Origin of the sequence: Pseudomonas sp. Q1, assembly GCF_009935975.1 — a bacterium.
Classification (GTDB): Bacteria; Pseudomonadota; Gammaproteobacteria; order Pseudomonadales; family Pseudomonadaceae; genus Aquipseudomonas; species Aquipseudomonas palleroniana.
The window spans coordinates 156,520-180,439 of the sequence record NZ_QODI01000002.1; the positions used below are offsets into that span (position 1 = coordinate 156,520).

Genomic DNA, 23,920 nt, shown 5'->3' on the forward strand with positions numbered 1-23,920 from the left:
TAACCAGGTGCATCAGTGAAAAGGTCCGTCATACCAAAACGTTGTTGTCGTACTGCCGGGAGCCTGTGTCGCAATGGCTATGGCCTTGGGAAATTGCGTCGTAGTGGTAGAACAGCGAACCAGTAGCGCGGCACTCTCCGCTTTCTTCATCAGCGATCACGACCGCTGTGATCCGAGTGTTTCGAGCGCTGCTGGTGAAGTGAGCGCTGTATTAACCCAGGCGGGCGATGGTCTTGCCGTTTTCTTCTGTGCTGGTGAAGTTGAACATTGCGTCGCCCTCCAGGGCTCGGTTGTCATCCCAAGCAGCCCTCGCAAGAAGGCTGCTCAGTGATGAGGTCCGTCATAGCCCGCTGAGCTCCAGCAGTTCGCTTTTGATTTCGCAGAGGACCTCAAGTGAGGCTTCGTCGCCAGCCGCTGCCGCCGCACCTTGCATCATGGTGATGGCGTCGAGCTCGGAGCATTCGTGAGCCACTTGTACTTTCGTGATCGCCATCACCGCGGTTTGCAAATTCAGACTTGTCATTCCGATGTCCTCCGTTGATTTCCAATGCCGCCTCATAGAAGCGGCATCAGTAAATCTGTGGGTGTTTCATCTCCACCACGCGCATCGCCCGATTCGTATCTCTGGCCGGCGTCACACATTTCGTGGACGGTGTTCTTCGCCGACCGGCTTGCGTGGTTTCGCGTACTCACATCTGGTGAGCACGGCCAGTTCCAGAGCTGGCATGGGGATCGAATTTGTTTTTCGCGCTGTTCGCCGTATTGGCGATGCCTCAAGGGCTTCCCGTTTCCAGGGATCGATCCGCGAAGATTTCAGGTTGTTAAAGAGCGTCGGGCGGAGGCCCTTCGCAGTGGCTGTGTGTCGCTGCGATGGAGTTAATTTAGCCTCAAGCTAAAATATCGTCAATAGCTCCAAGCTAAATATTTAGCGATGGGCGAAATTAATTCCATTCGCCAGGTCTCGCCGCGCCGCTGGCTGGGGTCCATAAGCGCTTTACGCGCCAGTTAGCAGTGAGCTATGATTTTTCCATTTGCTGTATGGATATACAGTATTTAACTGGGAGGGGATTTCATGGCAAAGAAGCAGGCGGCACTGGCAGCAAAGCAGGAAATGAGCGGCATGGAGCGCCTCGCGCTGCGCGTCTCATCGATGATCAATCACCCGGTCGCGCAGGCGCAGCGCTGGGTGACGATTCATCGTCTGGACACGGACGGGGATCGAGAGTGGGAAGAGGTGCTGAGCGTGATCGCTGACACTGACGAGCTTGAGTTGACGCTCAATGACGACGGCAGCGTGACGGTGAGGTGGGAGCAGCAGGAAGTCGAGGTGGCAGGGAGGGGAGAGGTCGAGTTTGAGCCAGAAGAAGAGGCGGCGCCTTTCTGATAGGCATGAAAAAGCCCGCATTCGGCGGGCCTCTTGTATTCCTTGATGGTCATTCAGTCTCTGTGTAAACCCTTTTGAGTCCGGCCATATCCGCCTCATTGATTGAGCTTTCCGTGCCGCATACCTTGAACTCAACAAGCTTGGCCGTAGCGATCTTCTGTAGTGCCGCACGATCAAGAATTAAGTCGAATCTCTCGATTGCTGCCGATGCAGACCGATCAGCGCTGTATTTGGTCGTCAGGTACGGAGCGGATTGTCCATCAACAAGCCAGTCAACTTGATTGCAGTCGTTGTACTGCATTGAGTCGGCATAAGTGATCAACTGAACCTGGTACTGGTAGGGCTTGGCCTGGCCCTTTGGATAAAAAGCGAAAGTCGAAACCGCAAATGTTTCCGCCTCAGATGGAATAGTGGTCCACGCCACTACTCGAGATCCAGTAAATCGATCGGTCTTATCCCCAAAGACCCCGGCCACAGCTCCTGCCGAAAAAAACAATAGCGCGGCGGTTAAGAAAATCGGCAGCACTCGCATTTGGATCCCTCCCATAATTGAGCCAGCACTTTACCATTCGTGGCGTACAGCCACCATTGGCATCCAGGGGGAGGGTGCGCAACAACCAAGTGGGCTGGTCGTTAACATGCCAGGCACCTACTGAGTAGTTAATTGCGTTGGATGCGCGGGCAGATCAGTGGAGTACAGGGGAAAAGAGCGCTTTGGCAGCCTCGTCCAGTAGCCTATCGATCTCAACCAGTTCGGCTTCTTGGATATCAATCGCGCTTTTGTAGGCGCACGCCATTAGCTGCAGCACCTCAAGATCAGAAATCTTAGCAAGCTCATCTTTCAGGTCGGGGCGCTGGGAGAGCAGGAGCGCTCTAATCTCTTCTGCGGTTTTCGACTTGTCCATGGGAATCCCTCCATAGCTCAGCCCAATTTTAGCCGATGAGGATACGGAGTAATGCCCGCTGATCGCCAGATTGACCGAAGGGGGCTGGTCCAGAAACAAGAAGCCCGGCGCTTAGCCGGACATTTCCAGAAGAACAGGCTATTTCATCGGGTGCGATTCATTGCCTCGGAAATTTTCTTACTGACAACAAACGGCATTATGACCAGTGCACACCCGCCAACAAAGAAAGCAGCTGTTACGTCTGGAATCTTGGAAACGTAAGCTGGATAGCCAGAGGTGAATACAAATGCGAAACCGCTTGGCAGAGTCGTGAAAGTGAATGCCTTTGCCACGCATTCAAAGGCGCGCGACGTATCGCATTTATAGCAGCCGAACAGGATCATTCCAGCTAAGAAGCCCACAGCTGAATTTATTGGTTGTAGATTCTTAAAAACAATGTCCGCGGCTTCAAAAACGGTCATCAAGCATTCCTTGCTTTCGCAGAAACAAACTTACCTATCGCTAAGCCACAGATGGATGCAGCGATTCCCAAGCCGACTGGAGACGGAACCGCTGACGCAACGCTCCAGCAGACACCGGCCACCGAGCTGAAGAAAAAAGCCGACCCAATCATCACAGGGATATCAATCAAGTCAATGTGAAGCAAGGCTTTAATCATCTTCTTTCGCTCCATAGCTGCGTTGGGTGCTACCCACTCAGTATACATGCGAAACCGCTCATCAACTGGCGAAAACCTAATTGTATGAGAAACCTCTATGTTTTCAACAGTCATGAAAAAACCATGCGCAAAGGAGACCTTCCCCTGAGTAGGAATTTCAGTTTCCACCAAATCAAAATATCTAGATGACTCCATAACAGCGCTCATGGGTGGTCACTCGACATAGCTTTAAAGGATATCCCCGTGTGGAAAAATCTTGTATCGCCGCAAAAATCGCAGCTAGCGGCAAAAAACCAGACCCCAATTTTAGGTAAATTAGGAACAGGAGTCGCAACCACGCCAGCAGTTTCCCCTGTCGGAGATGGTGCAACCTGATACTTACCGGAGGAGCAGAATGAGCACGTCCTCTCAGGCCTCATCCGCTCAAGAAACCCCTCAAAAGCATCTTTGGGCACCTTCAAAGCTTTGTGTTCTGCTGGCTCGTCAGCAACTTGCGACTCATCAGGCAAACTTTCCTCAACTGTATCGACCACTATGATTCCCTTCTTGTGCGAAAAGCTATAAGAAATAAGTTTACTATTACAACATCTTGCCGCGTCGAACCATGCGCCTATTCGGACTTGCGCCGAACTATTTGCCCCGCCTTCACCTCATCCGCATACCCAGCCAGCCGATCCTCGTCCGCATGAAGCACAGTGCACATCTTCAGCACGGCTTGGGCGTCCGCCTCATTCCCGGCAAGGCTCAGCCGCTCCGCAATCCTCATCAGCTCTACGGCTGACCACTTGAGGTCGGAGGCGACGCCTTGCAGGTCGCGCTTTAGGTCTTGGTTTGGCTTGGTCAGGGACATAGCGTCACACCGGTTGTCCGTTCCAGACATAAAGCACCCGGGCCAGGATATGGGTGTCATCCACTCGAATGTCCTCTGGGGCGTGATGCTTGTTGTCCGAAATCATCTTGAAGCGATCCTTGCCTTTCTTTTGAAGGCGCTTCACGTACAGCATCTCGTCGTGGGAGAAGAGGTAGATGCCATCGCCGGAGAACTCCCGGATCGTGATGTCGACCAGTAGCGGGTCGCGATCCTTGATGGTTGGAGCCATCGACTGACCCCAGCCGGTGATCATCTTGAGATGGAAGTGTTCTTTGAAGGTGACGCCCAGGTCACGCAGGTGCTTAGGGCTGACCCGTATGTCCTGGAGCATTTCCGGGTATTCATGCGGAATTTGACCGCCGCCCATCGCTGCGCGCACGTCGTAGTGGGCAATCCACACTTCATCGCCGACCTGGCCAGGGCGAGAGAAGTCGACGGTAATGACGTTACTTGTCTCGTCAGCCGCCGCGATGATCCGGTCACGAGCAGTGCTCGTCAATCCTTTGACCCTCGAAAGCATCTGCTTTATCTGGTCCGCTGCGGTTTGCGCTGACGCCTCACCTGGGTCGTCGCCCGATATCTGATCGTCGCCCAAAGTCATCGACTCGCCCAGAGATAGGGAATCAAACCAACCTCTGGGCAGCTTCTCGATCGCCTCAATTCTCCGCGCTACGTCGTCTCCCAAATTCTTCGCAGTCTTGTCCGACAAAATCTGGCTCAGGTGCGCAGGGGCCATCCCCCAGCGCTCGGCGCATGCGCCTTTCCGCTGGGTTCCTATGAGGCTGATCAGTTTCTGCTTGCGAATCGCATAAATATCCATGCGGGCAAGAATGCCAGCGTTTAGCTCAATGCTAAATGTGCTCAAAGCTAAATATTCCTTGCTGATATATTAGCCATAAGCTAAATTTCTCCTATGTTTAAGGAGAGATCCCATGAATGACCATCTGCGTGACTGGCTCGCCAGCGCTTCAAACGAACGGCGCCAGTCAGTGGCTGCTGCTGCCAAGACGACGGTAGGGCACCTGTGGCAGCTGGCAGGCGGTCACCGAAAAGCCTCGGCCGACCTAGCAGAGCGCCTTCAGGACGCATCAGGTGGAGAGATCACCATCGCAGGTTTGCGACCGGATCTTCTCGACCTGGCGCACAAAGTCCTACGCGGCGCCGCCTGACATCCCTGTCCGCCGTTCCATTGAGCAAATGATCGCCTCTGCACCTGCAGGGCGCCACGTAAAGAATTTCGAGGTGTTACATGCAGGAATTGATGAAGGCGATCTATGACGTGGTGGACGACCACGGGGCAGGGCGGATTGCAGAGGGTGCCAGCTTCTCTTCGAAGACACTGCTTTCCCAGAAAGCGAACCCGGACTACGACAGCCACAAGCTGAACGTCCAGGAGCTGCACCGGATTATGAAGTTCACCCAGGACTTCCGCCCACTGAAGGCATGGGCTGAGGCTTTTGGCTTCGACTTGGTGCCGAAGGAAAAGCCCGAGGGCATCAACCTCAACACAGCACTGCTGCGCCTGCACGCCGACCTGGCCGATGTGACCCGCCTTGCGTTCGACGCCCAGGCCGATGGTCGCGTTTGCTCTCGCGAGAAATCCGAACTGCTCAAGGAGGCTGAGGAAGTGATCGTCAGCCTGGAAGTGTTCAAGCAGTCCGTGAAGGCGGCCTGAATTACAGACACAAAAAAGCCACCGGACGAGGGTGGCTTTTTCTACAGCGGTAAACAACTGGAGCGAATCATGCACCAATACACAGAATCGATCAATAGCCCCAACAATCTCGCGCCACGTTTTGTGCAATCGCAAAACGTGGCGCGGACAATGTCGTCTCGGGAAATCGCCGAATTGACCGGCAAGCAACATCAGCACGTTAAGCGCGACGTGGAAAAGATGCTTGGCGAACTCGAAGAAGATGCGTCCAGTTTTGGACGGATCTATTTGGACACGATGAACCGCCAGCAGACGGAGTATTTGCTCGACCGGGAGCATACCGACTGCCTTCTCACCGGCTACAGCGCGGCAATGCGCATGGCCGTTATCAAGCGCTGGCGAGAACTGGAAGGTGGCCGTGTCATTGCAACCCTCCCTGACTTCTCAAATCCGGCAGCGGCTGCCCGCGCATGGGCGGACGAGGTAGAGCAGAAGCAGGCGGCTGAACAGGCTCGCCTTCAGTTGAGCGTTGAGGTGCAGGCTCAAGCAACCAAGATCCACTCCTTGGAGAACCTGTTCAAGGAGGGCATGACCCACACCCAGTTCTGCAAAGGCCTCAATGGGGTCAACGTTATGCAGGTGGGCAAGTACCTGGAAGCGCGGAGCTGGCTCTACAACGAGAGCAAGTCCGGCCTACGTCACCGTGTTGGCTCCTACGCGCGCGACAAGTACATGACTGAGCATCAGCACGAAGTCACCCCTCACGGCAAAGACCCCTTCATCTCCTACACGCCGATCCTGCTGAAGAAGGGCGCCGCACGCCTGTATGACCTGTACCTGGCCAACGAACTGCCCATGAAGAAGAGCTGGGACGGCCTGTTCACCCACGACAAAGCAATGAGGGCCGCGTAATGGCCGGGGACTGGATCAAAATGCGAATAGACCTTCAGACGCATCCGAAAGTGTTCCGCATGGTGTCCGCATTGAAAGCGGACAGGTTGCGGATCATCGGCGGACTGCATATCGCTTGGAGCATCTTCGACACCCATTGTGATGATGGCGTGCTGGTTGGCTACACCGTCGACGCGATGGATGCGGTGGTGGGCTGGCCAGGTTTTACCCAGGCCATGATTGACGTGGAATGGGCGGGTATCCAAGACGATGGAAGCCTCGTAATGCCTCGCTTTGAAGAGCATAACGGGGCCAGCGCTAAGCGCCGCGCCAACGATAACGAGCGCAAGCGCAACGACAGAAAGGCAAAGAATGTCCGCAATGTGTCCGCTAGTGATGCGGACAAATTGCGGACCAGAGAAGAGAAGAGAAGAGAAGATAAAGAACAAAAGCCTTATGGCGATGATGCGGTCGATCACGCTGAGTTGTTCGCGCAGTTCTGGGCCCTGTATCCACGCAAGGTGGGCAAGGAGGCTGCACGCAAGGCGTGGGACAAGCTCAAGCTGACCAACGAGTTATTCGATTCTTTGATTCAGGCCCTGGGCGCGCAGTGCCTCACGACAGACTGGACCAAGGACAACGGCCAGTTCATCCCGCACCCATCGACATGGATTAACGGCAAGCGCTGGGAAGACGAAGTGCCAGACCCGGCGCCGCTCGGTAGCAACGTTCACCAGTTCACCCCGAGGCCTCAGTCTGGCGAGCCTGACTTCAACAGCAACGCGTGGGCTGACGGCCTCGTGGTCCGCCCATGAAGCCGGTCAACCAACTGATGGCGACCATGGGCAACCTGCCCGCTGAAAGCCATGTCCAGCCGCTCGACATCACGCCGCAAACTGTCGAGGTGGTGAACGACCTGTTCCGCCGTCTGCGTGGGATCTTCCCTGCATGGCGCCAGGCTTGGCCGTCCACCGAAGCGCTCGATGCTGCCAAGGCCGAATGGATCAAGGAGTTCGCCGACGAGGGCATACGCACCCTGGAGCAGATCGAGTTCGGTATCCAGAAGTGCCGCAAGCTCAAGAAGCCGTTCGCTCCAAGCGTGGGGGAGTTCATCGCGATGTGCGTGCCGAGCCCTGAAGACTTCGGCATGCCCTCGGCTGCCGGGGCATGGGTGGAGGCTCTGATGGGGACCTACAGCCACGAAGGCGTGAAGATCGCGGCCATTGCCACGGGTCTGTTCGACCTGCGCTCAGCCAAGCAGGAAGACAAGGGCCTGCGCCAGCGCTTCGACCACAACTACGCCGTGGTGATCCGCCGCGCCCAGGAAGGCCAGGCGCTGAACGGGAAGATCCTCACCGGGATCGGCCACGACAGCCAGAAGACCGACTTCGATCTCGCCAATGAGCTGGCCAACCAGCAGACCCAGGCGCGAATCCTTCAGCAGGGCATCCCGACTGACGGCAAGTCGGCCCGCGCACTGCTGCTGGCCAAGTTCGGCAAGAAGACAACGGAGCAACGGACATGACCGACAACACCGAATTGAAGCGTGCGGCATCGGCTTCAAAAAACTGGGGCGGCGAAGTTGGCGAGGGCCGTTGGTACGCCGCCGAGTGCTTCAAGCGCCCATATTTCAGTGCCCAAGATGCTGAGTTCATTGCTGCTTGCGATCCTGGGCGCGTCCTGGCCCTGATCGCCGAGAACGAGCGACTGAACACGGAATGCAAACAGCTGATCCTGCTGGAGCATCACGGTGGAACCGTCGAAGCTGCGACAAACCTGCTGGCCGAGCGAGACCAGCTCAAGGCCGAGAACGAGGCGCTGCGCAAGGACGCGGATAAGTGGCAGATCGTTGAGCGCGCCATGACTCAGCTGCAGTCGGACGAGCAGGGTGCGGCGATCTGGTCGGCATGCTCGCGAATCCTGATCAGCGTTGCTAGTGAATTGAATTCCGGGCGCAGTGTAGTCACCGAAGAGGGCGTAACGAACGGCGGTGTGGAAATTGGCGACTGGCGCGTCACTGTTGAACGAATCGACGCCGCCATGGGCAAGGGAGAGCAGTCATGAGCCCGATCATCACTCACCAAATGCAACCGTGCCCGTACAGCTGCGTGTCGACCTGCATGGCAATGATCGTTGGTCGGCCGGCACAGGAAGTCATCGAAGAGATGCACAAGCCCTATCGCGACGGGGATCTGACCTTGCGGCAGATGCTGGAGCGACTCGGCGTTGAATACACGGCTTTCTTCAGCGTGGACTGCCCGTCGCTGGCCGATGAGGGCGCTTATCTGTGCACCTCACCTTCGCTCAACATCGAGGGCGGTAACCACCAGATCCTGATCGAGGTCACCGACGAGGGCTACTTCGTATTCGACCCGGTGCAGGGGCGCGACGACCGCAAATATTACGTGGCGCGCGGGCGCGGAGAGGGTATTCCGCTGGCGATCGACCTTGGCGGCTTCGTCGTCGACGCCTTTATCTCGCGCGACCATCTTTTGGCTCGGCGCAACATCGAGCCTTTGGCGGAGGTTGCAGCATGACCAGCCTCCAGATCCGCAACGAATCAGACCGCAACAAGGCTATGTGCTACATCGCCGGGCTCGATCTGGCCAAGCCCAAGAAGCTGGCCATCACCGAAGTGGACCGCAGCGGGGAGCAGAACAAGGCGCTGCACGCGGCTCTGGCCGATATCGCCGCCCAGGTCGAGCACGCCGGGAAGAAGTGGGATGTCCTGATCTGGAAGCGCCTGCTGACCGCCGCCTGGCTGCGCGAGTCGGGCGACCAGCCGCAGATGATCCCGGCGGTGGACGGCAACGGCTTCGACGTCATCTACGAGCGCACCAGCAAGCTCACCGTGAAGCAGTGCGGCGAGTTGATCGAGTGGGTTCATTGCTTTGGCGCCGAGCACCAGGTGCGCTGGACACAAAAGGACAATTGGGGAGGGCGTTATTAAATGGCCATCGAAAGGAAGCCGGCCAAGCCGAAGAAATGCCGAGTTGCTACGTGCAGGGCCTCATTCGTCCCTTCGCGGATGGGGCAGTCGGTGTGCAGTCCGGCCTGCGCAATGATCGACGCGCCCAGGCATGAGCCGAAGGCACGCAAGGCGCTGGCTGACATCGAGCGCAAGGAAATCAAGGTGCGCAAGGAGGCCCTGAAAAGTCGCGCCGACCACATGAAGGACGCCGAGAAGGCTGTGCGCGATTACCGCCGCACCTACGAACTGAGCATTGGCAGTGGGTGCATCAGTTGCGGCGAGTCGCAGGAATCGATCCTGGCTGCCCAGGGCTGGAAGGTCGGCGGCGCATTTGACGGTGGCCACTTCATGGGTAAGGGAGCCCGCCCAGAGCTGCGCCTTCAGCCAACCAACATATGGCTTCAGTGCAAGGCCTGTAACTCGGGTTCCTACATGCACGCCCGCAAGGGCTACACCGTTTCTCAGGGTTTCCGAACTGGCCTGATCGCCCGCATAGGGCTGGAAGCTGTCGAGGCGCTGGAATCCGACCACACGCCGCGCAAAGAAACCGTAGAGCAACTGAAAGCTATCACCGCCGAATACCGGGCAAAGACCAGAGAACTCAAGAGGGCTGCAGCATGAACTACCAAAACGTCATTTCTGCAGTCGTCCGCGCTCTGGCAGCGGAAACAATCAACAGCGGCGGGGGTTGCAACGTCGAGCCGCGAGTGCAGACCAGTAAACTGAAGGGCGAGATCACCGGTAAGGATGCGGCATTGCTCGCCGACTGCATCGTGCACAAGCTGCTGCACGCCCAGCTCAGCCCGCGCCACTGGAACGCACTGGTGGCGAAGTACAGCACCCACCGCGGGCGCAAGATCGATTCCATTGGGCGGCTTGTAGCGGTTGTGCCTTCGCCTGCGCCACTGCGCTTCACTCAGCAGGCGGTTCTGGTCTGGGCTGTGCCGCAACAGTCGAAAGGCATCCAGCGCGCAGTGGTCGAGGTCAAAGCTCCAAAGCATCGGGAAAACAAGGATGAGGGCCAGTGGGATTGGCGCAACAAAGCGGCCGACGCCGATGCTGCCCGCGCCAACAAGCACGCCAGGTCAGTGGCTGAAACGAAGCCGGGTGAGATGATCGTCCTCGCCGATTCGAACTACGACATGACGAACTGGGATTCCCAAGGCCTGACGGAGCGCACCTATCAGCGCTGGAATAAGACCATCAAGGGGGCGCTTGAGTCGATGGTGGACGAGGCTTTGGTCGATGCACAGCACATGCTTGAGGTCGTGGGAGTGCTGGAGTGCGAAGCGGCGTGAAATAGTCCCTCAAAAGGGCTTGCAATATCATGTCGCCATGTCGCATTATTCACCCATCCTGTCATTCCTGCGTGTGTAGGACTGAGTTACAAGAACCCCGGCCATCGTGTCGGGGTTTTTCGTTATTACCCTTCTGTTAAAAAACTTGGTGACCTACTATGGCCTTTCTCATTGATTTGCTAGAGGAAGGCGCCTTGACTGATTTTTCGGACATTCGAAACGCGTACGCCAAGCATAAAACAGCGCAGGATGCTTACTGGAGTGATCTTCAGACGAAGGCATACAGTATTTATCGAGGTTTTGAGCATCACGTTGGCTTGGCTGGGCAGAAGTTCGCCACGCCAGGTAAGCCAGAAGAAGCCTACTGTCAGGTTGGCGTCATGGAGTCGGGCAAATTCAAGCAGGTACTCGGGCCTTCGTTTAGCGGTTCCGATTTGCAAGTTGAGTTTGCTATTCGCCTTGTCGTCGATGAGTCACCTATCTCGTTACCGAAAAAAGCTCTGATCATCCAGCTGCGACTTGGAAAGTCCAAGGATGGCTACTTGGCTCGCCTGAAAACGAGCGAAGGCTGGTTTGATTTCTCTATTTCTTTCGCATTCGCGGAAAGCGAATTGAAGAATCTTTATGAGGCGATTGCGCTGGATGTGATTGACTCAATGGATGAATCAATTTTCGGTTGAAGCTTCATTCAAAGAGCCCGGCCACTGAGCCGGGTTTTTTATTGCCTCAAATTCACCTGTAGCCAGGATAGCCTTCGGGAAGGCCTGGACGTCGATAGCCGGTAGTGCGACGTACGAGAACAACACCGGCAGCCCGTGCGCCCTGACCTCACTGTGCTTCCAGGGTGGTGCGAGACCAGATCAGCGAGATCGATGCATCGGGGCGTCGACGCTGGGATCGTCTTTGGCAGACAGCGCGGAAAGACGCGCACACCTATTCATGGCCTCAGCATTCGCTGGGGCTTTTCTCGTTATGAGGCACAGCAAATGTCCGAACAAGTAGATCGCGCTACCCAGGCAGTGATTGATTCGTTGATCAGCGGCAGCTTGAGCAGCCTGTCGAGCGCTCTCGTCCGCCTCGCACCGGTCAGTCCCTCAGCATTCCTATCCACGACTATTGGGCTGCTCAATACCGATCATCCCAAGACTGTAAGCTCGATCCTGATCGGTCTGTGTGGCCAGGGCTCTGGCGACTTTTATCACGCTGATGGGCGTGTATACGGTGCGGTTTACACCGACCACATGCTTCTTTGCAAGAAGGCCCATCCATCGGGTGTCGGCATTCCACTTGAGGACGTCCGCGCCGCAGTGGCAAAGGCCCGCGACGAACACGAAGAACTGATCCTCAAGAAAGTCCAAGCGCTGGAAGGCATTTTCCAGGAGATCGACAACTTGGTCGCGGGTCACTCGTTCGCTGACTCCAAGTTGCTGAGCCTCGCTCATGTGGACCTGGTCAGAGGCAAGGCGCTGCTTTGGGCTGCCCTGAATCCTCCCAAGACCATCTGAAAATAATGGCCCTCCACGTTGCGGGCCTTTTTGTTTTCGGCCCCGCCACACCCATCGCTCTGAGCTGGGAGTGCTGCCGGGGCTGACTTATTTCAAACATGCCCCACGGAGTCGAGCGCATGGAGTATCTACAGCGCCTGCTCGACAAGATCGACAGGTTCGAATTGCTGATCGCAGGACTGGTCGGCGCCGTGATCGCCAGCTGGTGGCACAAGGACGACTTGAAAGACTGGCGTGCCTGGATGATCTTCCTCATCACCGGCATGGCCTGCTCGATTTACCTGACGAGCATGGTCAGCACCTACTTGGGTGTTACTGAGCCAAAGATCGTCGCCGGCATCGGCTTCCTGCTGGGTGCATTCGGCGGCTCGCTCCTGGCGGCCATCAATCGAGCCATCAAATCCGCTGACCTCTGGGCGCTCATTCGCCAGCGGTTCGGGGGAGGCAATCCACCATGAATCTTGAACTGATCAACTCCATCGCCTGCGGACTTATCGCGCTGTGGGCAGCCTGGTGCGTACTGAGCGGGAAGGTGAGGGACGGCATCCTCGGGAAGCTGATCTACTCGACGATCGCCATCAGCGGTTTCGTCGTTATGGCGCGCAGCCAGAACATCTTCTTCGGCCCGACCAGTGCTGGACTGACGCTGCATGTGTCCTTGGCCCTGGCTGGTGCTCGCCACATCTTCATGGTCACTTACTGGCAGCGGGTGAAGGTCTGGCTGTGCCGGACGCTGAACTGCGAGCACTGCCTGCACTGTGACAAGGCGCCTGGCGGTGTCGAGCGCCGGGGCAAGTAATCCGCGCCACGTTTTCGAATGCGCCAAATCGTGGCGCGCAATCATGAGGAATCACCCATGGACAACCAGCACAAGAAAATTACCGGCTACCGCGACCTCATCCAGTCTGAAATCGACGGGATGAACTCCATCAAGGCGCTGGAAGCCGACACCGGCGAACTGTTCAAGCAGATTGGCCAGATTGAAGGTGTGGACCCGCGCCTGTTGGCGTTGGCCAAGACCAACTTGCAGCAGGGCTTTATGTGGTTCGTGCGCTCGATAGCCAAGCCAGCCGATCCATTCAGCTGATGGGCAACGTCACCCGCCTGCGCCACGCGCTACCGATGAGCCAGGAAATCAACACGGCAGTGAGCGCTCTCGATAAGGCCATTGCCGATGCTGTGGATGCTGCCAAGGCTGCCGGGCTACCACAGGGTCTTATCGTTGGATTGCTCCACGGCCATGCCCACGCACAGACACACCAGATGGTGACCGTATGACCGTCAAGGTTCTTGAGTTCAAGCGGGAAGACTGGCGCGATGCTGCCAAGACCCTGCGCAAGATTGCTGATGACCTTGATGCCGGTGAGCATCCCGAATGCACGGTAGGCGCCTTAACACTGATCGGCGCGAAGGGAGAGGTGACCGTGTTCGGCCTAGGTCCTAACTGCGATGACCTGCAATGCCTCGGTGCGATGCGCCTGGGTGAGCAGAAGTTGATTGATGTGCTGCTGGGTAACGCAGAGGGGTAGGTGTGCCGCAGGTGAGTGCGGCACTGATGATCAGCTTCGGAAGGGTTCTACTTTCTGGGGCATAGCTTGGAACCACAGCCAGTCGCCCTCTTGCACTGGGTTGTTGAAGTTGCGTTTCACCTCGAACACGCGATCATCCCCGTTGCTACCGGTCACCGAAATGATGTGCGCCGATTGCCAGCCCTTGAATGGTTCGGTCTTCAGGCCAAGCCAGCCTGCGCGCAGCACCACGGCGCTCGAATTGTCCGCGCCGGTGTAAATGGTCCGGTCGCCTGGGTTAAAGGTGAACGGAACACCGATCAATCGAACCGTTTCATGATCTGAATAGACCTCAACATCTGCAGTAGCTAAGTCCATGTTGCTTTCCTTGCTGACGGATTGATCTTCACCAATACCGGCAACGCGCCACTATTTCAAGCATCAGAGAAAAGCCATGACAACCAAGCAACCCGACTGGGAGGCAATCGAACGCGCCTACCGGGCTGGTTCGCTTTCCATCAGGACTATCGCAGAGCGCCAAGGCGTGAGCGACACCGCAATCAGGAAGAAAGCCAAGGTCCAAGGATGGGCGAGAGACCTTTCTGACCAGGTACGCAAGGAGGTTCGCAGCAAGCTGGTTCGCGGAGAGGTTCGCAACGACCAAGGCGCGAACTGCGAACTTGATGCCGAGATCATCGAAGAGGCCGCAGAGGAAGGGGCTCGGGTGGTTCGCAGCCACCGTCGGGACATTCGCAAGGCCACGAACCTCGCGAACCTGCTGATGGATGACCTGCTCAATACCATCCAGCGCCGCGAAGAGATCGAAGACGCGATCATCGACGACACTGGCGAGGACAATAACGGTATGCGTCGGGCCTCGATGCTCGCTGCTGTCGCGCTACCCAGCAATTCCAAAACCCTGTTCCAGCTTTCCTCTGCAATGAAGAACCTGCAGGTTCTGGAGCGTCAGGCATTCAGCCTGGACGAGAAGGAGAAGACGGACGACGCCGACGAGATCTCGAAGATGATGGACGAATTATCACAGGACGCCTGATATGAAACCCGAGCACATGAAACTGCTTCGGGATCGGTTCTGGCGACTGAATAATCTCTATTTCATCACCGACAAGCAGGGCAAGAAGGTTCGCTTCCGCATGACGCAGGAGCAGATCGATTACTTTCAGGGGATGCATACCCGGAACATCATCCTGAAAGCTCGCCAGCTGGGCTTTACGACGCTAGTGTGCATCGTCCAGTTGGATGCAGCGCTGTTCGAGGCTGCAAAGTGCGCATTGATCGCTCACACACTGAACGACGCAAAGCGACTTTTCCGCGAGAAGGTCAAGTACGCCTACGACAACCTGCCGAAAGAGCTGCGCGCTGCGAACCCGGCGAGGAATGACGCCGCCGGCGAACTGGTATTCAGCAAGGGCGGTTCGCTTTACGTTTCCACCTCGTTCCGGGGCGGGACGCTGCGCTACCTGCACGTATCTGAGTTCGGGAAGATCTGCGCCAAGTTCCCACACAAGGCGCGGGAGATCGTCACCGGTGCTTTCGAGGCAGTCGCTGCTGAGTGTTTCGTCACCATCGAGTCGACGGCAGAAGGCAGGGCCGGGTATTTCTTTGATTACAGTCAGTCAGCAGAGCGCCAGCAACTGGCTGGTGTGCCACTGGGCCTGCTGGACTGGAAGTTCTTTTTCTTCAGTTGGTGGAATAACAAGGCCTACAGCCTCGACTCTGCTGACGTAGTGCTGCCGCAGCGCCTGACCGACTACTTCAACGAACTGCACGCCAAGCACGGGATCGTCACCAACGACGGCCAGCGTGCCTGGTATGCGGCCAAGGAGAAGACTCTCGGCGACGACATGAAGCGGGAATACCCGTCGATTCCTGTCGAAGCCTTCCAGCAGTCGGTCGAGGGCGCCTACTACGCGCAGCAGTTCACCAAGCTGTATGCAGCTCAGCGCATTGGCTCTCTGCCCGACAACAGCCACCTGCCGGTGATGACCATTTGGGACATCGGTGTGAGCGACTCCACCGCCATCTGGTTTGTGCGACAGGTTGGCGAGCAATACCACGTCATCGATTACTACGAGAACTCAGGCGAAGGTCTGCGGCACTACATGAAGGTGCTCAAGGACAAGGGTTACACGTACTCCGAGCATTGGGGGCCGCACGATATCGAGAACCGTGAGTTCGGCAGTGATGCGAAGACGCGCAAGGACATAGCCCGAGAGGGTTACGAGATCGATGGCCAGGTTTACCGGATGACGTTCCAGGTTGTCCCGAAGATCGGGGTGGACGACGGCATCGAGCAGGCCCGCGAAATTCTGTCCAAGTGCGCCTTCGACGAATCGAAGTGCGAAGAAGGCATTGCTTGTCTCGAGAACTATCGCAAGGAGTGGGACGACAAGAAGGGCTGCTGGAAAGACAAGCCGCTGCATGACTGGACGTCTCACGGCTCCGATGCATTCCGGTACTTCGCTGTCGCCAAGAGCGCAAAGAAGCCGGTCAAATCAATCAAAATGGGATTCGCACGCTAATGGCAGACGTCACATACACCCGCCCGGAATACGACGCGGCACAGTCCCGTTGGCGGCTGGTGCGCGACGTGTGCAAGGGCTCCGAGACGGTCAAGGGGCGCGGTGATGTGTATTTGCCCAAGCCCAACCATCACGACACCAGTCCTGAGAACATTGAGCGGTACAAGTCGTACAAGCAGCGTGCAGTGTTCTATAACGCCACCGGGCGCACGAAGCACAGCTTGGTAGGTGCCGTGTTCCGCACATGGCCAACGTTAACCGTACCTGGTGCGCTTGATTACGTAGCCACGGACGTCGACGGGCAGGGTGTGAGCGTTTACCAGCAGTCGCAGTCGGTCATCGGGCATCTGCTCGAAGTCGGCCGGCATGGCTTGCTGGTGGACTATGCCGCGGTGCAGGCCGGTACGGTGAGCAAGGCAGATGAGCAGGCAGGGCGCGCCCGTGCGAACGTTGCGAGCTATCCGGCCGAATCAATCCGGAACTGGAAGACCCGCAAGGTCGGCGGTCAGCACCTGCTGAGCCTGGTGGTGCTGCGCGAAGAGGCAGACGTCGACACTGATGATGGCTTCGGTAGCGAAAAGGTCGTGCAATACCGCGTGCTGCGCCTGGACGTGGCCGGCGTATATACCCAGGAACTGTGGCAGGAAAGCTCAAGCGAAACCGCGATGGTCATCCCGCCATTCACTCCGCTCAATGGCGCCGGCCAGCCATGGCGCGTGATCCCGTTTCAATTTCTCGGCAGCGAGAACAACGACACAAGCATCGATGACTCGCCGCTGTACGACATGGCCGTGCTGAACATCGGCCATTACTGCAACAGCGCGGACTACGAGGACTCGGTGTGGTTTTCCGGGCAACCGCAGTTTTGGATCTCTGGTCTTGACGAAGCGTGGCGCGACCATCTTGAAGACAACGGCATCTATGTCGGCTCCAGGGCGCCGCTGACGCTCCCGGCCAACGGATCGTGCGGGTTTGCTCAGCCCGAGCCGAACACGCTTGTGAAGGAGGCCATGGACGCCAAGAAACAGGACATGGTGTCCCTCGGCGCCCGCCTGATCGAACGCGGTAGCGCGGTGAAGACCGCAACCCAGGCCGACAACGACAGTGCAGCCGAACACAGCGTGCTTTCCCTGGTAGTGAGCAACGTCAGCGAGGCATACAGCCAGTGCCTGGCCTGGATGGCCGAGTTCGTGAACGCTAGCGGCGAGGTGGTCTACAAGCTCAACCAAGATTTCAGCCAGATCACTCTGGACGCGACGATCCTGGCAGCGCTGTTCAATGCAGTGCAGGGCGGCAAACTTCCGGAGGGCGACTTCTGGCAGTACCTGCGTGATCGCGGCGTGATCAACCCAGAGAAGACGGACGACGACATCCGGGATGAGCTGGAAGCGCAAAGCACCGGGCCGGCCCTGGACGACACCGAGGTAATTCCTAATGGCGGCAAACCAAGCAATCCTTGACGCCACCATCCGGCATGCCGTCTTCCTGGAGCAATTGAAGTCGGGAGAGGTGGCGAAGTTCGCACCCTTCCTCAAGGAGATCGACCGCTCGATTCGTGAGCGGCTGACGCGGGCGGACCTGACGGACTACACCGTCGCCCGCCTTGAGCGGCTGCTGAGCGAAGTTGATAGTCTGCTGCTGGGCATCTTCGACCGGTACAGCGAGAAGCTGAACCTCGACTTGGTGGATATCGCCAATTACGAGGCCGAGTTTGAAGCGACCAGCCTGACCCGGGCGGCGCCGGTGGGCGTCACCTTCGATGCCTCGTTACCAGGTGCGGCGGCAATCAGGGCGGCGATCCTCACAAGCCCGCTCAGTGTGCGCGGTGCGGACGGCGGGAAGCTGCTCAAGTCGTTCATTGATGGCTTCACCGCCTCGGAGCGGCAACGCCTCACAGGCGCGATCAGGCAGGGCTTCTTCGAAGGCCAGACGAACTTCCAGATCATCAAGAATATTCGCGGCACCAAGGCGCTCCAGTACAACGACGGCATCCTGGCTACGACGAACCGCAACGCCGGCGCCATCGTGCGAACGGCGGTGCAGCACGTCGCCACCCAGGCGCGCATGGAGACGCTGAAGGAGAACGCCGACGTCGTGCAGTCGGTGGAGTGGGTCAGCACCCTGGATTCGAAGACCACCAGCCAGTGCCGGACGCTAGATAAGCAGCGGTTCAAGCTGACTGAAGGGCCGAGGCCGCCGATCCACATCAACTGTCGCTCGACAGTGGTGGCTGTGACGCGCTTCAGCGCCTTGTTCGCTAAGGACGCCACTCGGGCATCCATAGGCGACGGCGGTGCGCAGCAGGTGAGGGCAGACCTCAGCTACTACGACTGGCTCAAGCAGCAGCCGGCGGCGTTTCAGGACAAGGCTATCGGCCCGGTTCGCGCCAAGCTGTTCCGAGAAGGCGGCCTGAGCATCGAACGATTCTCCGAGCTGCAGCTTGATCGCAACTTTTCACCTCTGACCCTCGTGCAGATGAAGGCTCTTGAGCCTCTGGCGTTCGAACGGGCTGGATTGGCCGGTTGATAGAGCGATAGGATCTGATGTGTCCGCCCAATGTATGGGTTATGGAAGCAAGGAATCTGGCTTATGGCTGCGCCGTATGAGTTTTCGCTGCTAAATGAACGTGTTGATGAATGTCTCAATAAGGAGACAGATCATCAGCTAGAAAGAAATTATGCTCAATGTACGACCAACGTTTATGAGCTCACGGATGAGCTGTTTGCGGAAATCGCAAACACGGTCTTTGGAACTGGCTCTGTATTTACGGGCGATTGGGTGCCAGGGAGACCGGTAACGATAAACGGAGAGCGTCTGCTTTGGATAAAACGTCGAGGCGATCATGTGAGAATCGTTACCACAGTACATACGTAAGCCAACTAGCTTAGTCGGCAAATCAATTTTTAAGGTTGAATAAACATCAAACCCTGGCCAGCGCTGGGGTTTTTTTATGCCCGCAGGCAGGGCCTGCACCTACGTCTCTGGGAGACACCCAATGCTGAAATTCCAACTGGATACCCTGGAAGGGGTAGATGAAGCCGTGCGCGCTCTTTACACCGAGAAGGACGGCAAGTTCGTACTCGGCATTGAAGGCCTGCCGCAACCAGAAGATGTTTCCGGCCTGAAGGCCAAGGTTGATGAGCTGCTCGGCGAGAAGAAAGCCGCCGAGAAAGCTCGCAAGGATGCGGAAGAGCAGGCCCGGCTTGAGCGTGAAGAAGCCGCTCGCAAGTCCGGCAACGTCGAAGAGCTCGAAAAGTCCTGGTCCGAGAAGTACAACCGCCGCGAAGCTGAGCTGAACGGCATGCTGGAACAGGAGCGTGGGACGCTAAGCACTCAGATCCGGGATCTGACCGTTGGACGTACCGCTACTGACATCGCGTCCGCTCTGGCAATCCCAGGCAGCGCCAAAGCCCTGTTGCCGCACATCGAACGCCGTCTGAGCGTCGAACAGCGCGACGGGAAGCCTGTTGTGGTCGTCCTCGACCAGCAGGGCAAGCTCTCGGCGGCAACGCTGGATGAGCTGAAAGCAGAATTCGCAAACGACACGGCCTTCGCGCCGTTGATCGCGGGTAGTAAGGCATCTGGCGGCGGGGCTGCTGGTGCTGGAGGTGGCGGCGGGGCCGCAAAAGGAAAAATCGGCGGCACCAAAGAGGAACGACAGGCCGCGATCGCGAGCCGGTTCCCGGATCTCCCTCTCAAGTAAGGAAATAACCCATGTCTCTGTCTCAAATGCAGGTCTTCAACGACTTCGTTATGCCTGCCACTCTGGAAACGCTCGATCAGATGACCGATGCGTTCAACCAGGCCAGCAATGGCGCAATCGTCCTGTCGCCGAATGGCTTCACCGGCGACTACCTGCAGGAGTCGTTCTTCCAGAATCTGGCTTCCGCCCAGCGCCGTGTTGATCGTTACGCGGCCAACGCCGCAGTCGGTGCAACCGACCTGACCGAGCTGAAGAACACCTCGGTGAAGATCGCCGGCGGCTTCGGTCCGGTTCGTTACGAGCCATCGCAGATGACCTGGTTGCAGCGCCCAACCGCGCAAGGCATCGAGGTTGCCAGCCGTGCGTTCGCCGAGATTCTGCTGAAGGATCAACTGAACACCGCCATCGCAGCCCTGGTAGCTGCGATCACCGCTCAAGCGGCGGCTGTGAACGATGTGTCGGCAACCGCAGGCATTACCCAGGCCGGCCTGAACAACGCACACGCGAAGTTCGGTGACGCAAGCCAGAACTTGGTGGCCCAAGTGATGCGCGGCAGCACCTGGCACAAGCTGATCGGCCAGGCCATTGCCAACTCCACCAATCTGTTCGTCGCGGGCAACGTTCGCGTCGTCGACATCCTGGGTAAAGTGTCCGTAGTAACCGACGCCCCTGCGCTGTTGCAGGCCGGCACCCCGGACAAGGAGATCATCCTCGGCCTGTCCACCGGATCGGCGCTGGTCCACGACAACCGCGACATCATCTCGAACGTGTCTACCGACAACGGCAAGGCCCGCATCGAGACCACCATTCAGGTGGATTACACCTTCGGCCTGGGTCTGAAGGGTTACACCTGGGATACCGCCGCCGGCGGGGCATCGCCAACCGACGCCGAGCTGGGTACCGGTACCAACTGGGACAAGACCGCCACCAGCATCAAGCACACCGCCGGTGTGGCTCTGATCGGTGACGCCTCCAAGTAACCCTTCAATGACTGCTCCGGGGCTGAAAGCCCTGGCGCAGCGGAGTAGCAGCGATGACTGATAAAAACATCTGGTACCTTCCAGGCCCATTCCACCGTTATGAAGATGATGTGAAGGCATTGGCCAAGAAGGCAGGCCTGCGCATCATCGATGCGAACGTGACCGAAAGCCGTGACAATGAAGCCGAAAGCCCGCCCAAGGCCAAGCTAAAGGCCGAGCATGCAGACGACGGCGCCGAAACCAGTCCAGCGAAGTTGGGTGTGGCAGAATTGCGCGAATGGCTGACCGCTCAGGGTGTTGAGTTCGACCCGAAGGCGCCCAAAGCCGACCTTGTAAAACTCATTCCTGCGGAATAACTCATGGCACTCATCATCGAGGACGGCACCGGAAAGTCTGACGCCGAAAGCTACGCGAGCGCCGATGACCTGGCCCTGTATGCCGTGAAATTCGGCACGGTCATCCCGGCGGGCGTGCCTGAGCAGGAAGCTTTGCTGCGCCGGGCTGCCTTGGCGATGGATGGAAAGACCTGGAAAGGCCGCAAGATGAGCAGCGAGCAGGCGTTGGCCTGGCCGCGCCGCGGTGTTGAGCTGGACTGCCAGATCAAGCCAGACAACTACCTGCCGGCGCGGATCCAGTACGGACAGATGGCCTTGGCCGCTGAAATTCATCAGGACGATATCGACCCGGTGGAGAAGCGCAAAGGTGCTGTGTTGCTGGATCGTGTTGAGGGGGCAGTAACGCGACAGTACGCTTCGATCCCGTCCACCAGCAACCGACTGCTGCCGGCGGCTCCGGATCGACCGAGCGCTACCCAGTTTGCCGACTACCTACAAAAGCGCGGGCTGTTCGCGATCCGCGCATAGCTGCAACGGAGACCACCATGGCCACCTTCTACGACGAAATGGCCGTGATGGCTCTGGATATGATCACAGAGTTCGGCCAGCCCGTGACCATCAGCAAGACTGAGCCGGGCGAGTACGACCCGGAGACGGGCGGGGAAGCGCCTGGCGTAACCATCGAGCAGATCGCCCAGGGCATCCTGCTCGACTTCACCGGCTTGGAATTCCAGAACAACAGCCTCATCAGGCAGGGCGACAAGAAGCTCAAGATCGCCGCGCAGGGATTGGCCTGGGTGCCTGGTCTGCTCGACAAGGTGGTCGCCCAAGGCCGCACCTGGTCAATCGTGCCGCCTCTGAAAGAGGTCAACCCTGCCGGTACGCCGATCCTGTATGAGTTGCAGGTGCGGTCATGAGCCGGGCAGGCGCCGGACAGTCCGGCAGTTTTGCGCTCAGCCTGGCCGAGTTCGCCGCTCAGACGGGTGAAGCCATCGACGCGAGTGTGCGAGAGATCATCATCGAGGTCGGCAGCAGCCTGATACGGATGTCTCCCGTGGGTAACCCGGAGATCTGGGCCGCAAACGTCGCTCACCGTGAGGTGAACACCCGGGCGGCCGACGACTATGACTTCAAGGTCGCGGTCCGCAATACGCTCATCAACCTCAACGAATCGAACTTCACCAAAGCCGGCAAACTGCGAAAGGGTGTGAAGTACGCCAAGCCCCTGACAAAGACCGAGCGCGACCAGAACTTCAATGTGAACGGCTTGGTCGCTGGCAGGGACTACGTCGGTGGGCGGTTCCGGGCGAACTGGCACATATCGCTTGGCGTGGTAGAGAGCGTCACCTTTGATGAGGTTGACCCGAGCGGCGCTGAAACCACTGCTGCAATGGTTGCCGCGATGAGTGACTTCACCGCCGGCCAGATGGTCTACATCATCAACAACTTGCCCTATGCAATCCCGCTGGAGTTCGGCCATTCCACCCAGGCCCCCGGCGGTATGGTGAGGGTAACCGTGGCTCGCTTTCAGCAGATCGTGCTGGAGGCCATCAGGAACAACAAGGTATGAGTCACGCAACCATCGCTTCGATCTACGAGGCAAAGCTCATCGCCTGGAACGCTGCCAGGTCGGAGAAGCTTAAGATCGTTTTCGAGAACACGGCCTACACGCCGGCAGCAGGCGAGACCTACCTGCGGGCCTTCACTATCCCGGGCGACACCGCGAGCAACACGCTCGGCGGTGATCACCGGCTGTTCACCGGCGTGTTCCAAGTGAGCATCATCGCACCGGCGGACACGGGTAAGACCAAGACGAACCCTGTAGTGGCTGACCTGGCCGATCTGTTCCCGCTATACGCTAGGGACACGAAGGGCCCGGTCACCGTGGTGACCATGTCCCCGGTCGACCCAGGACCTGGCATCACCGGCGATTCCAGCTACACCGTACCGGTCTCGTTCTTGTACCGAGCCGACACGAACTGATCCCGCCCATTGGGCAAACCCACGAACCCGCCATTGAGCGGGTTTTTTCATATCTGCAAAGAGGAAATACCCATGGGCTACAAGATTCCGGACGGCGGCACCTTCCAGCACGGTGCCACCTATGGCCCGGACATCCCGTTTACGGCGCTGAGCAACGCGGCTGAGGCCGTGGCCACTGTAACTGGCGGCACATTGTCCGCTGGCGACATCGTGATTGTCACTTCCGGCTGGACTCGCCTGGGCAACCGGGTTGTGCGCGTGAAGGCGGCCACTGCGACCGCCATCACCCTCGAAGGCATCGACACCACTGACCTACAGATTTACCCAGCCGGCTCCGGCATCGGCTCGCTGAAGAAGGTGCTGACCTGGGTACAGATTCCGCAAATCACCGATGTCGCTTTCGCCGGCGGCACCCAGAACTATCTGGACGTGGTGTTCCTGGAAGATAAGCAAGGCCGCCAGATGCCAACCGACAAAGCGGCGGCCAGTTTGGCGCTGACCATTGCAGATGACCCGGGCCAGGCGTTCAACGCCATCCTTCGCGCCGCTGATGCCAGCCAGACCATTCAGGCTGCGCGCCTGAACCTGCCGGGCAACGACACGCTGTTCTACGGCGCCTTCACCTCGTTCTCCAACCAGCCGACTGTGTCTCGCAGCAACTTGCTGACCCGGACCGTGAACCTGGCGCTGCAGGGCGAACCGACCCGTTACCTGACTGCGGTGGCATAACC

39 protein-coding genes are annotated in these 23,920 nt (G+C 58.0%); 31 read left to right on the forward strand and 8 right to left on the reverse strand.

The window, feature by feature from the left end:
* The first annotated feature begins 73 nt into the window (after positions 1–73).
* Positions 74–331, forward strand: a complete 258-nt coding sequence (locus DK870_RS03600; RefSeq protein WP_161547948.1) for a hypothetical protein — start codon at positions 74–76, stop codon at positions 329–331.
* 9 nt (positions 332–340) lie between these two features.
* On the opposite strand, the gene DK870_RS03605 is transcribed toward DK870_RS03600, so the two are convergent.
* Positions 341–523: a hypothetical protein gene (locus DK870_RS03605; protein WP_161547949.1), complete on the reverse strand. Its 183-nt coding sequence runs from the start codon at positions 521–523 to the stop codon at positions 341–343.
* A gap of 549 nt (positions 524–1,072) precedes the next feature.
* Between DK870_RS03605 and DK870_RS03610 the strand changes: the two genes are divergently transcribed.
* Complete coding sequence (locus DK870_RS03610) at positions 1,073–1,384, forward strand: DUF1654 domain-containing protein (RefSeq protein WP_161547950.1); 312 nt, start codon at positions 1,073–1,075, stop codon at positions 1,382–1,384.
* A 49-nt stretch (positions 1,385–1,433) separates the two neighbouring features.
* Here DK870_RS03610 and DK870_RS03615 read toward each other — a convergent pair whose 3' ends face one another.
* The 6 genes from DK870_RS03615 to DK870_RS03640 all read right to left on the reverse strand — a co-directional run bounded on the left by DK870_RS03615 (position 1,434) and on the right by DK870_RS03640 (position 4,638).
* Positions 1,434–1,916 carry a hypothetical protein gene (locus DK870_RS03615; protein ID WP_161547951.1) on the reverse strand — a complete coding sequence of 161 codons (483 nt, stop codon included), beginning with the start codon at positions 1,914–1,916 and terminating at the stop codon, positions 1,434–1,436.
* Positions 1,917–2,070: 154 nt separating this feature from the next.
* Positions 2,071–2,289, reverse strand: a complete 219-nt coding sequence (locus DK870_RS03620; RefSeq protein ID WP_161547952.1) for a hypothetical protein — start codon at positions 2,287–2,289, stop codon at positions 2,071–2,073.
* A gap of 143 nt (positions 2,290–2,432) precedes the next feature.
* Entirely contained in the window at positions 2,433–2,750 is a 318-nt protein-coding gene (locus tag DK870_RS03625) for a hypothetical protein (RefSeq protein WP_119739681.1), read from the reverse strand.
* Positions 2,750–3,154: a hypothetical protein gene (locus tag DK870_RS03630; protein ID WP_161547953.1), complete on the reverse strand. Its 405-nt coding sequence runs from the start codon at positions 3,152–3,154 to the stop codon at positions 2,750–2,752. The genes DK870_RS03625 and DK870_RS03630 overlap by 1 nt, the downstream gene beginning before the upstream one ends.
* A gap of 403 nt (positions 3,155–3,557) precedes the next feature.
* Positions 3,558–3,797, reverse strand: a complete 240-nt coding sequence (locus DK870_RS03635; RefSeq protein ID WP_161547954.1) for a hypothetical protein — start codon at positions 3,795–3,797, stop codon at positions 3,558–3,560.
* 4 nt (positions 3,798–3,801) lie between these two features.
* Positions 3,802–4,638: a S24 family peptidase gene (locus DK870_RS03640; RefSeq protein ID WP_161548167.1), complete on the reverse strand. Its 837-nt coding sequence runs from the start codon at positions 4,636–4,638 to the stop codon at positions 3,802–3,804.
* 112 nt (positions 4,639–4,750) lie between these two features.
* Here DK870_RS03640 and DK870_RS03645 point away from each other — a divergent pair, with 112 nt between their 5' ends.
* From DK870_RS03645 to DK870_RS03725, 17 genes are all read left to right on the forward strand, one after another.
* On the forward strand, positions 4,751–4,987 hold the full coding sequence (locus DK870_RS03645; RefSeq protein WP_017479602.1) for a hypothetical protein: 237 nt from the start codon (positions 4,751–4,753) through the stop codon (positions 4,985–4,987).
* An 80-nt stretch (positions 4,988–5,067) separates the two neighbouring features.
* Positions 5,068–5,493: a phage regulatory CII family protein gene (locus DK870_RS03650; protein ID WP_065905519.1), complete on the forward strand. Its 426-nt coding sequence runs from the start codon at positions 5,068–5,070 to the stop codon at positions 5,491–5,493.
* A 69-nt stretch (positions 5,494–5,562) separates the two neighbouring features.
* Complete coding sequence (locus DK870_RS03655) at positions 5,563–6,384, forward strand: Rha family transcriptional regulator (protein WP_161547955.1); 822 nt, start codon at positions 5,563–5,565, stop codon at positions 6,382–6,384.
* Positions 6,384–7,178: a Pyocin large subunit-like protein gene (locus tag DK870_RS03660; protein ID WP_161547956.1), complete on the forward strand. Its 795-nt coding sequence runs from the start codon at positions 6,384–6,386 to the stop codon at positions 7,176–7,178. The genes DK870_RS03655 and DK870_RS03660 overlap by 1 nt, the downstream gene beginning before the upstream one ends.
* On the forward strand, positions 7,175–7,888 hold the full coding sequence (locus DK870_RS03665) for a replication protein P (protein ID WP_161547957.1): 714 nt from the start codon (positions 7,175–7,177) through the stop codon (positions 7,886–7,888). The genes DK870_RS03660 and DK870_RS03665 overlap by 4 nt, the downstream gene beginning before the upstream one ends.
* Positions 7,885–8,427, forward strand: coding sequence for a hypothetical protein (locus DK870_RS03670; RefSeq protein WP_161547958.1), 543 nt, complete (start codon positions 7,885–7,887; stop codon positions 8,425–8,427). Before DK870_RS03665 ends, DK870_RS03670 begins: the two co-directional genes overlap by 4 nt.
* Positions 8,424–8,900, forward strand: coding sequence for a hypothetical protein (locus DK870_RS03675; protein ID WP_161547959.1), 477 nt, complete (start codon positions 8,424–8,426; stop codon positions 8,898–8,900). Before DK870_RS03670 ends, DK870_RS03675 begins: the two co-directional genes overlap by 4 nt.
* Complete coding sequence (locus tag DK870_RS03680; RefSeq protein ID WP_161547960.1) at positions 8,897–9,313, forward strand: recombination protein NinB; 417 nt, start codon at positions 8,897–8,899, stop codon at positions 9,311–9,313. The genes DK870_RS03675 and DK870_RS03680 overlap by 4 nt, the downstream gene beginning before the upstream one ends.
* Entirely contained in the window at positions 9,314–9,955 is a 642-nt protein-coding gene (locus DK870_RS03685) for a recombination protein NinG (protein ID WP_161547961.1), read from the forward strand.
* Entirely contained in the window at positions 9,952–10,632 is a 681-nt protein-coding gene (locus DK870_RS03690) for a hypothetical protein (protein ID WP_161547962.1), read from the forward strand. The genes DK870_RS03685 and DK870_RS03690 overlap by 4 nt, the downstream gene beginning before the upstream one ends.
* A 158-nt stretch (positions 10,633–10,790) precedes the next feature.
* Positions 10,791–11,312, forward strand: a complete 522-nt coding sequence (locus tag DK870_RS03695) for a hypothetical protein (RefSeq protein WP_161547963.1) — start codon at positions 10,791–10,793, stop codon at positions 11,310–11,312.
* A 306-nt stretch (positions 11,313–11,618) separates the two neighbouring features.
* Entirely contained in the window at positions 11,619–12,137 is a 519-nt protein-coding gene (locus DK870_RS03700; protein ID WP_161547964.1) for a hypothetical protein, read from the forward strand.
* A 119-nt stretch (positions 12,138–12,256) separates the two neighbouring features.
* Positions 12,257–12,595, forward strand: a complete 339-nt coding sequence (locus DK870_RS03705) for an MFS transporter (RefSeq protein ID WP_161547965.1) — start codon at positions 12,257–12,259, stop codon at positions 12,593–12,595.
* A complete protein-coding gene (locus DK870_RS03710) occupies positions 12,592–12,936 on the forward strand; it encodes a hypothetical protein (RefSeq protein WP_028616732.1) in 345 nt (114 codons plus the stop codon). The genes DK870_RS03705 and DK870_RS03710 overlap by 4 nt, the downstream gene beginning before the upstream one ends.
* A 57-nt stretch (positions 12,937–12,993) precedes the next feature.
* Complete coding sequence (locus DK870_RS03715; protein ID WP_161547966.1) at positions 12,994–13,224, forward strand: hypothetical protein; 231 nt, start codon at positions 12,994–12,996, stop codon at positions 13,222–13,224.
* Positions 13,224–13,415, forward strand: coding sequence for a hypothetical protein (locus DK870_RS03720; protein WP_161547967.1), 192 nt, complete (start codon positions 13,224–13,226; stop codon positions 13,413–13,415). Before DK870_RS03715 ends, DK870_RS03720 begins: the two co-directional genes overlap by 1 nt.
* Entirely contained in the window at positions 13,412–13,666 is a 255-nt protein-coding gene (locus DK870_RS03725; protein WP_161547968.1) for a hypothetical protein, read from the forward strand. The genes DK870_RS03720 and DK870_RS03725 overlap by 4 nt, the downstream gene beginning before the upstream one ends.
* A gap of 30 nt (positions 13,667–13,696) precedes the next feature.
* Here DK870_RS03725 and DK870_RS03730 read toward each other — a convergent pair whose 3' ends face one another.
* The gene (locus DK870_RS03730; protein ID WP_161547969.1) at positions 13,697–14,023 is read right to left on the reverse strand and encodes a hypothetical protein; all 327 of its coding nucleotides are present in this window, start codon (positions 14,021–14,023) and stop codon (positions 13,697–13,699) included.
* A gap of 76 nt (positions 14,024–14,099) precedes the next feature.
* Between DK870_RS03730 and DK870_RS03735 the strand changes: the two genes are divergently transcribed.
* The 12 genes from DK870_RS03735 to DK870_RS03790 all read left to right on the forward strand — a co-directional run bounded on the left by DK870_RS03735 (position 14,100) and on the right by DK870_RS03790 (position 23,918).
* The gene (locus DK870_RS03735; protein ID WP_161547970.1) at positions 14,100–14,699 is read left to right on the forward strand and encodes a hypothetical protein; all 600 of its coding nucleotides are present in this window, start codon (positions 14,100–14,102) and stop codon (positions 14,697–14,699) included.
* Between the two features lies 1 nt (position 14,700).
* On the forward strand, positions 14,701–16,188 hold the full coding sequence (locus DK870_RS03740) for a terminase (RefSeq protein WP_161547971.1): 1,488 nt from the start codon (positions 14,701–14,703) through the stop codon (positions 16,186–16,188).
* A complete protein-coding gene (locus DK870_RS03745) occupies positions 16,188–17,648 on the forward strand; it encodes a DUF4055 domain-containing protein (protein ID WP_161547972.1) in 1,461 nt (486 codons plus the stop codon). The genes DK870_RS03740 and DK870_RS03745 overlap by 1 nt, the downstream gene beginning before the upstream one ends.
* Positions 17,623–18,714 (forward strand): minor capsid protein, encoded by a 1,092-nt coding sequence (locus tag DK870_RS03750; RefSeq protein WP_161547973.1) that lies wholly within the window; start codon positions 17,623–17,625, stop codon positions 18,712–18,714. Before DK870_RS03745 ends, DK870_RS03750 begins: the two co-directional genes overlap by 26 nt.
* Before the next feature lie 469 nt (positions 18,715–19,183).
* Positions 19,184–19,891: a hypothetical protein gene (locus DK870_RS03755; RefSeq protein ID WP_161547974.1), complete on the forward strand. Its 708-nt coding sequence runs from the start codon at positions 19,184–19,186 to the stop codon at positions 19,889–19,891.
* 11 nt (positions 19,892–19,902) lie between these two features.
* The gene (locus tag DK870_RS03760) at positions 19,903–20,871 is read left to right on the forward strand and encodes a major capsid protein (protein WP_161547975.1); all 969 of its coding nucleotides are present in this window, start codon (positions 19,903–19,905) and stop codon (positions 20,869–20,871) included.
* A gap of 53 nt (positions 20,872–20,924) precedes the next feature.
* A complete protein-coding gene (locus DK870_RS03765; RefSeq protein ID WP_161547976.1) occupies positions 20,925–21,227 on the forward strand; it encodes a HeH/LEM domain-containing protein in 303 nt (100 codons plus the stop codon).
* Positions 21,228–21,230: 3 nt separating this feature from the next.
* On the forward strand, positions 21,231–21,734 hold the full coding sequence (locus tag DK870_RS03770; RefSeq protein WP_161547977.1) for a DnaT-like ssDNA-binding protein: 504 nt from the start codon (positions 21,231–21,233) through the stop codon (positions 21,732–21,734).
* 17 nt (positions 21,735–21,751) lie between these two features.
* Positions 21,752–22,123 (forward strand): hypothetical protein, encoded by a 372-nt coding sequence (locus DK870_RS03775; protein ID WP_161547978.1) that lies wholly within the window; start codon positions 21,752–21,754, stop codon positions 22,121–22,123.
* Entirely contained in the window at positions 22,120–22,776 is a 657-nt protein-coding gene (locus DK870_RS03780) for a hypothetical protein (protein WP_161547979.1), read from the forward strand. The genes DK870_RS03775 and DK870_RS03780 overlap by 4 nt, the downstream gene beginning before the upstream one ends.
* Complete coding sequence (locus DK870_RS03785) at positions 22,773–23,189, forward strand: phage tail terminator-like protein (RefSeq protein ID WP_161547980.1); 417 nt, start codon at positions 22,773–22,775, stop codon at positions 23,187–23,189. The genes DK870_RS03780 and DK870_RS03785 overlap by 4 nt, the downstream gene beginning before the upstream one ends.
* Positions 23,190–23,261: 72 nt before the next feature.
* On the forward strand, positions 23,262–23,918 hold the full coding sequence (locus DK870_RS03790) for a phage tail protein (RefSeq protein ID WP_161547981.1): 657 nt from the start codon (positions 23,262–23,264) through the stop codon (positions 23,916–23,918).
* Positions 23,919–23,920 lie beyond the last annotated feature (2 nt).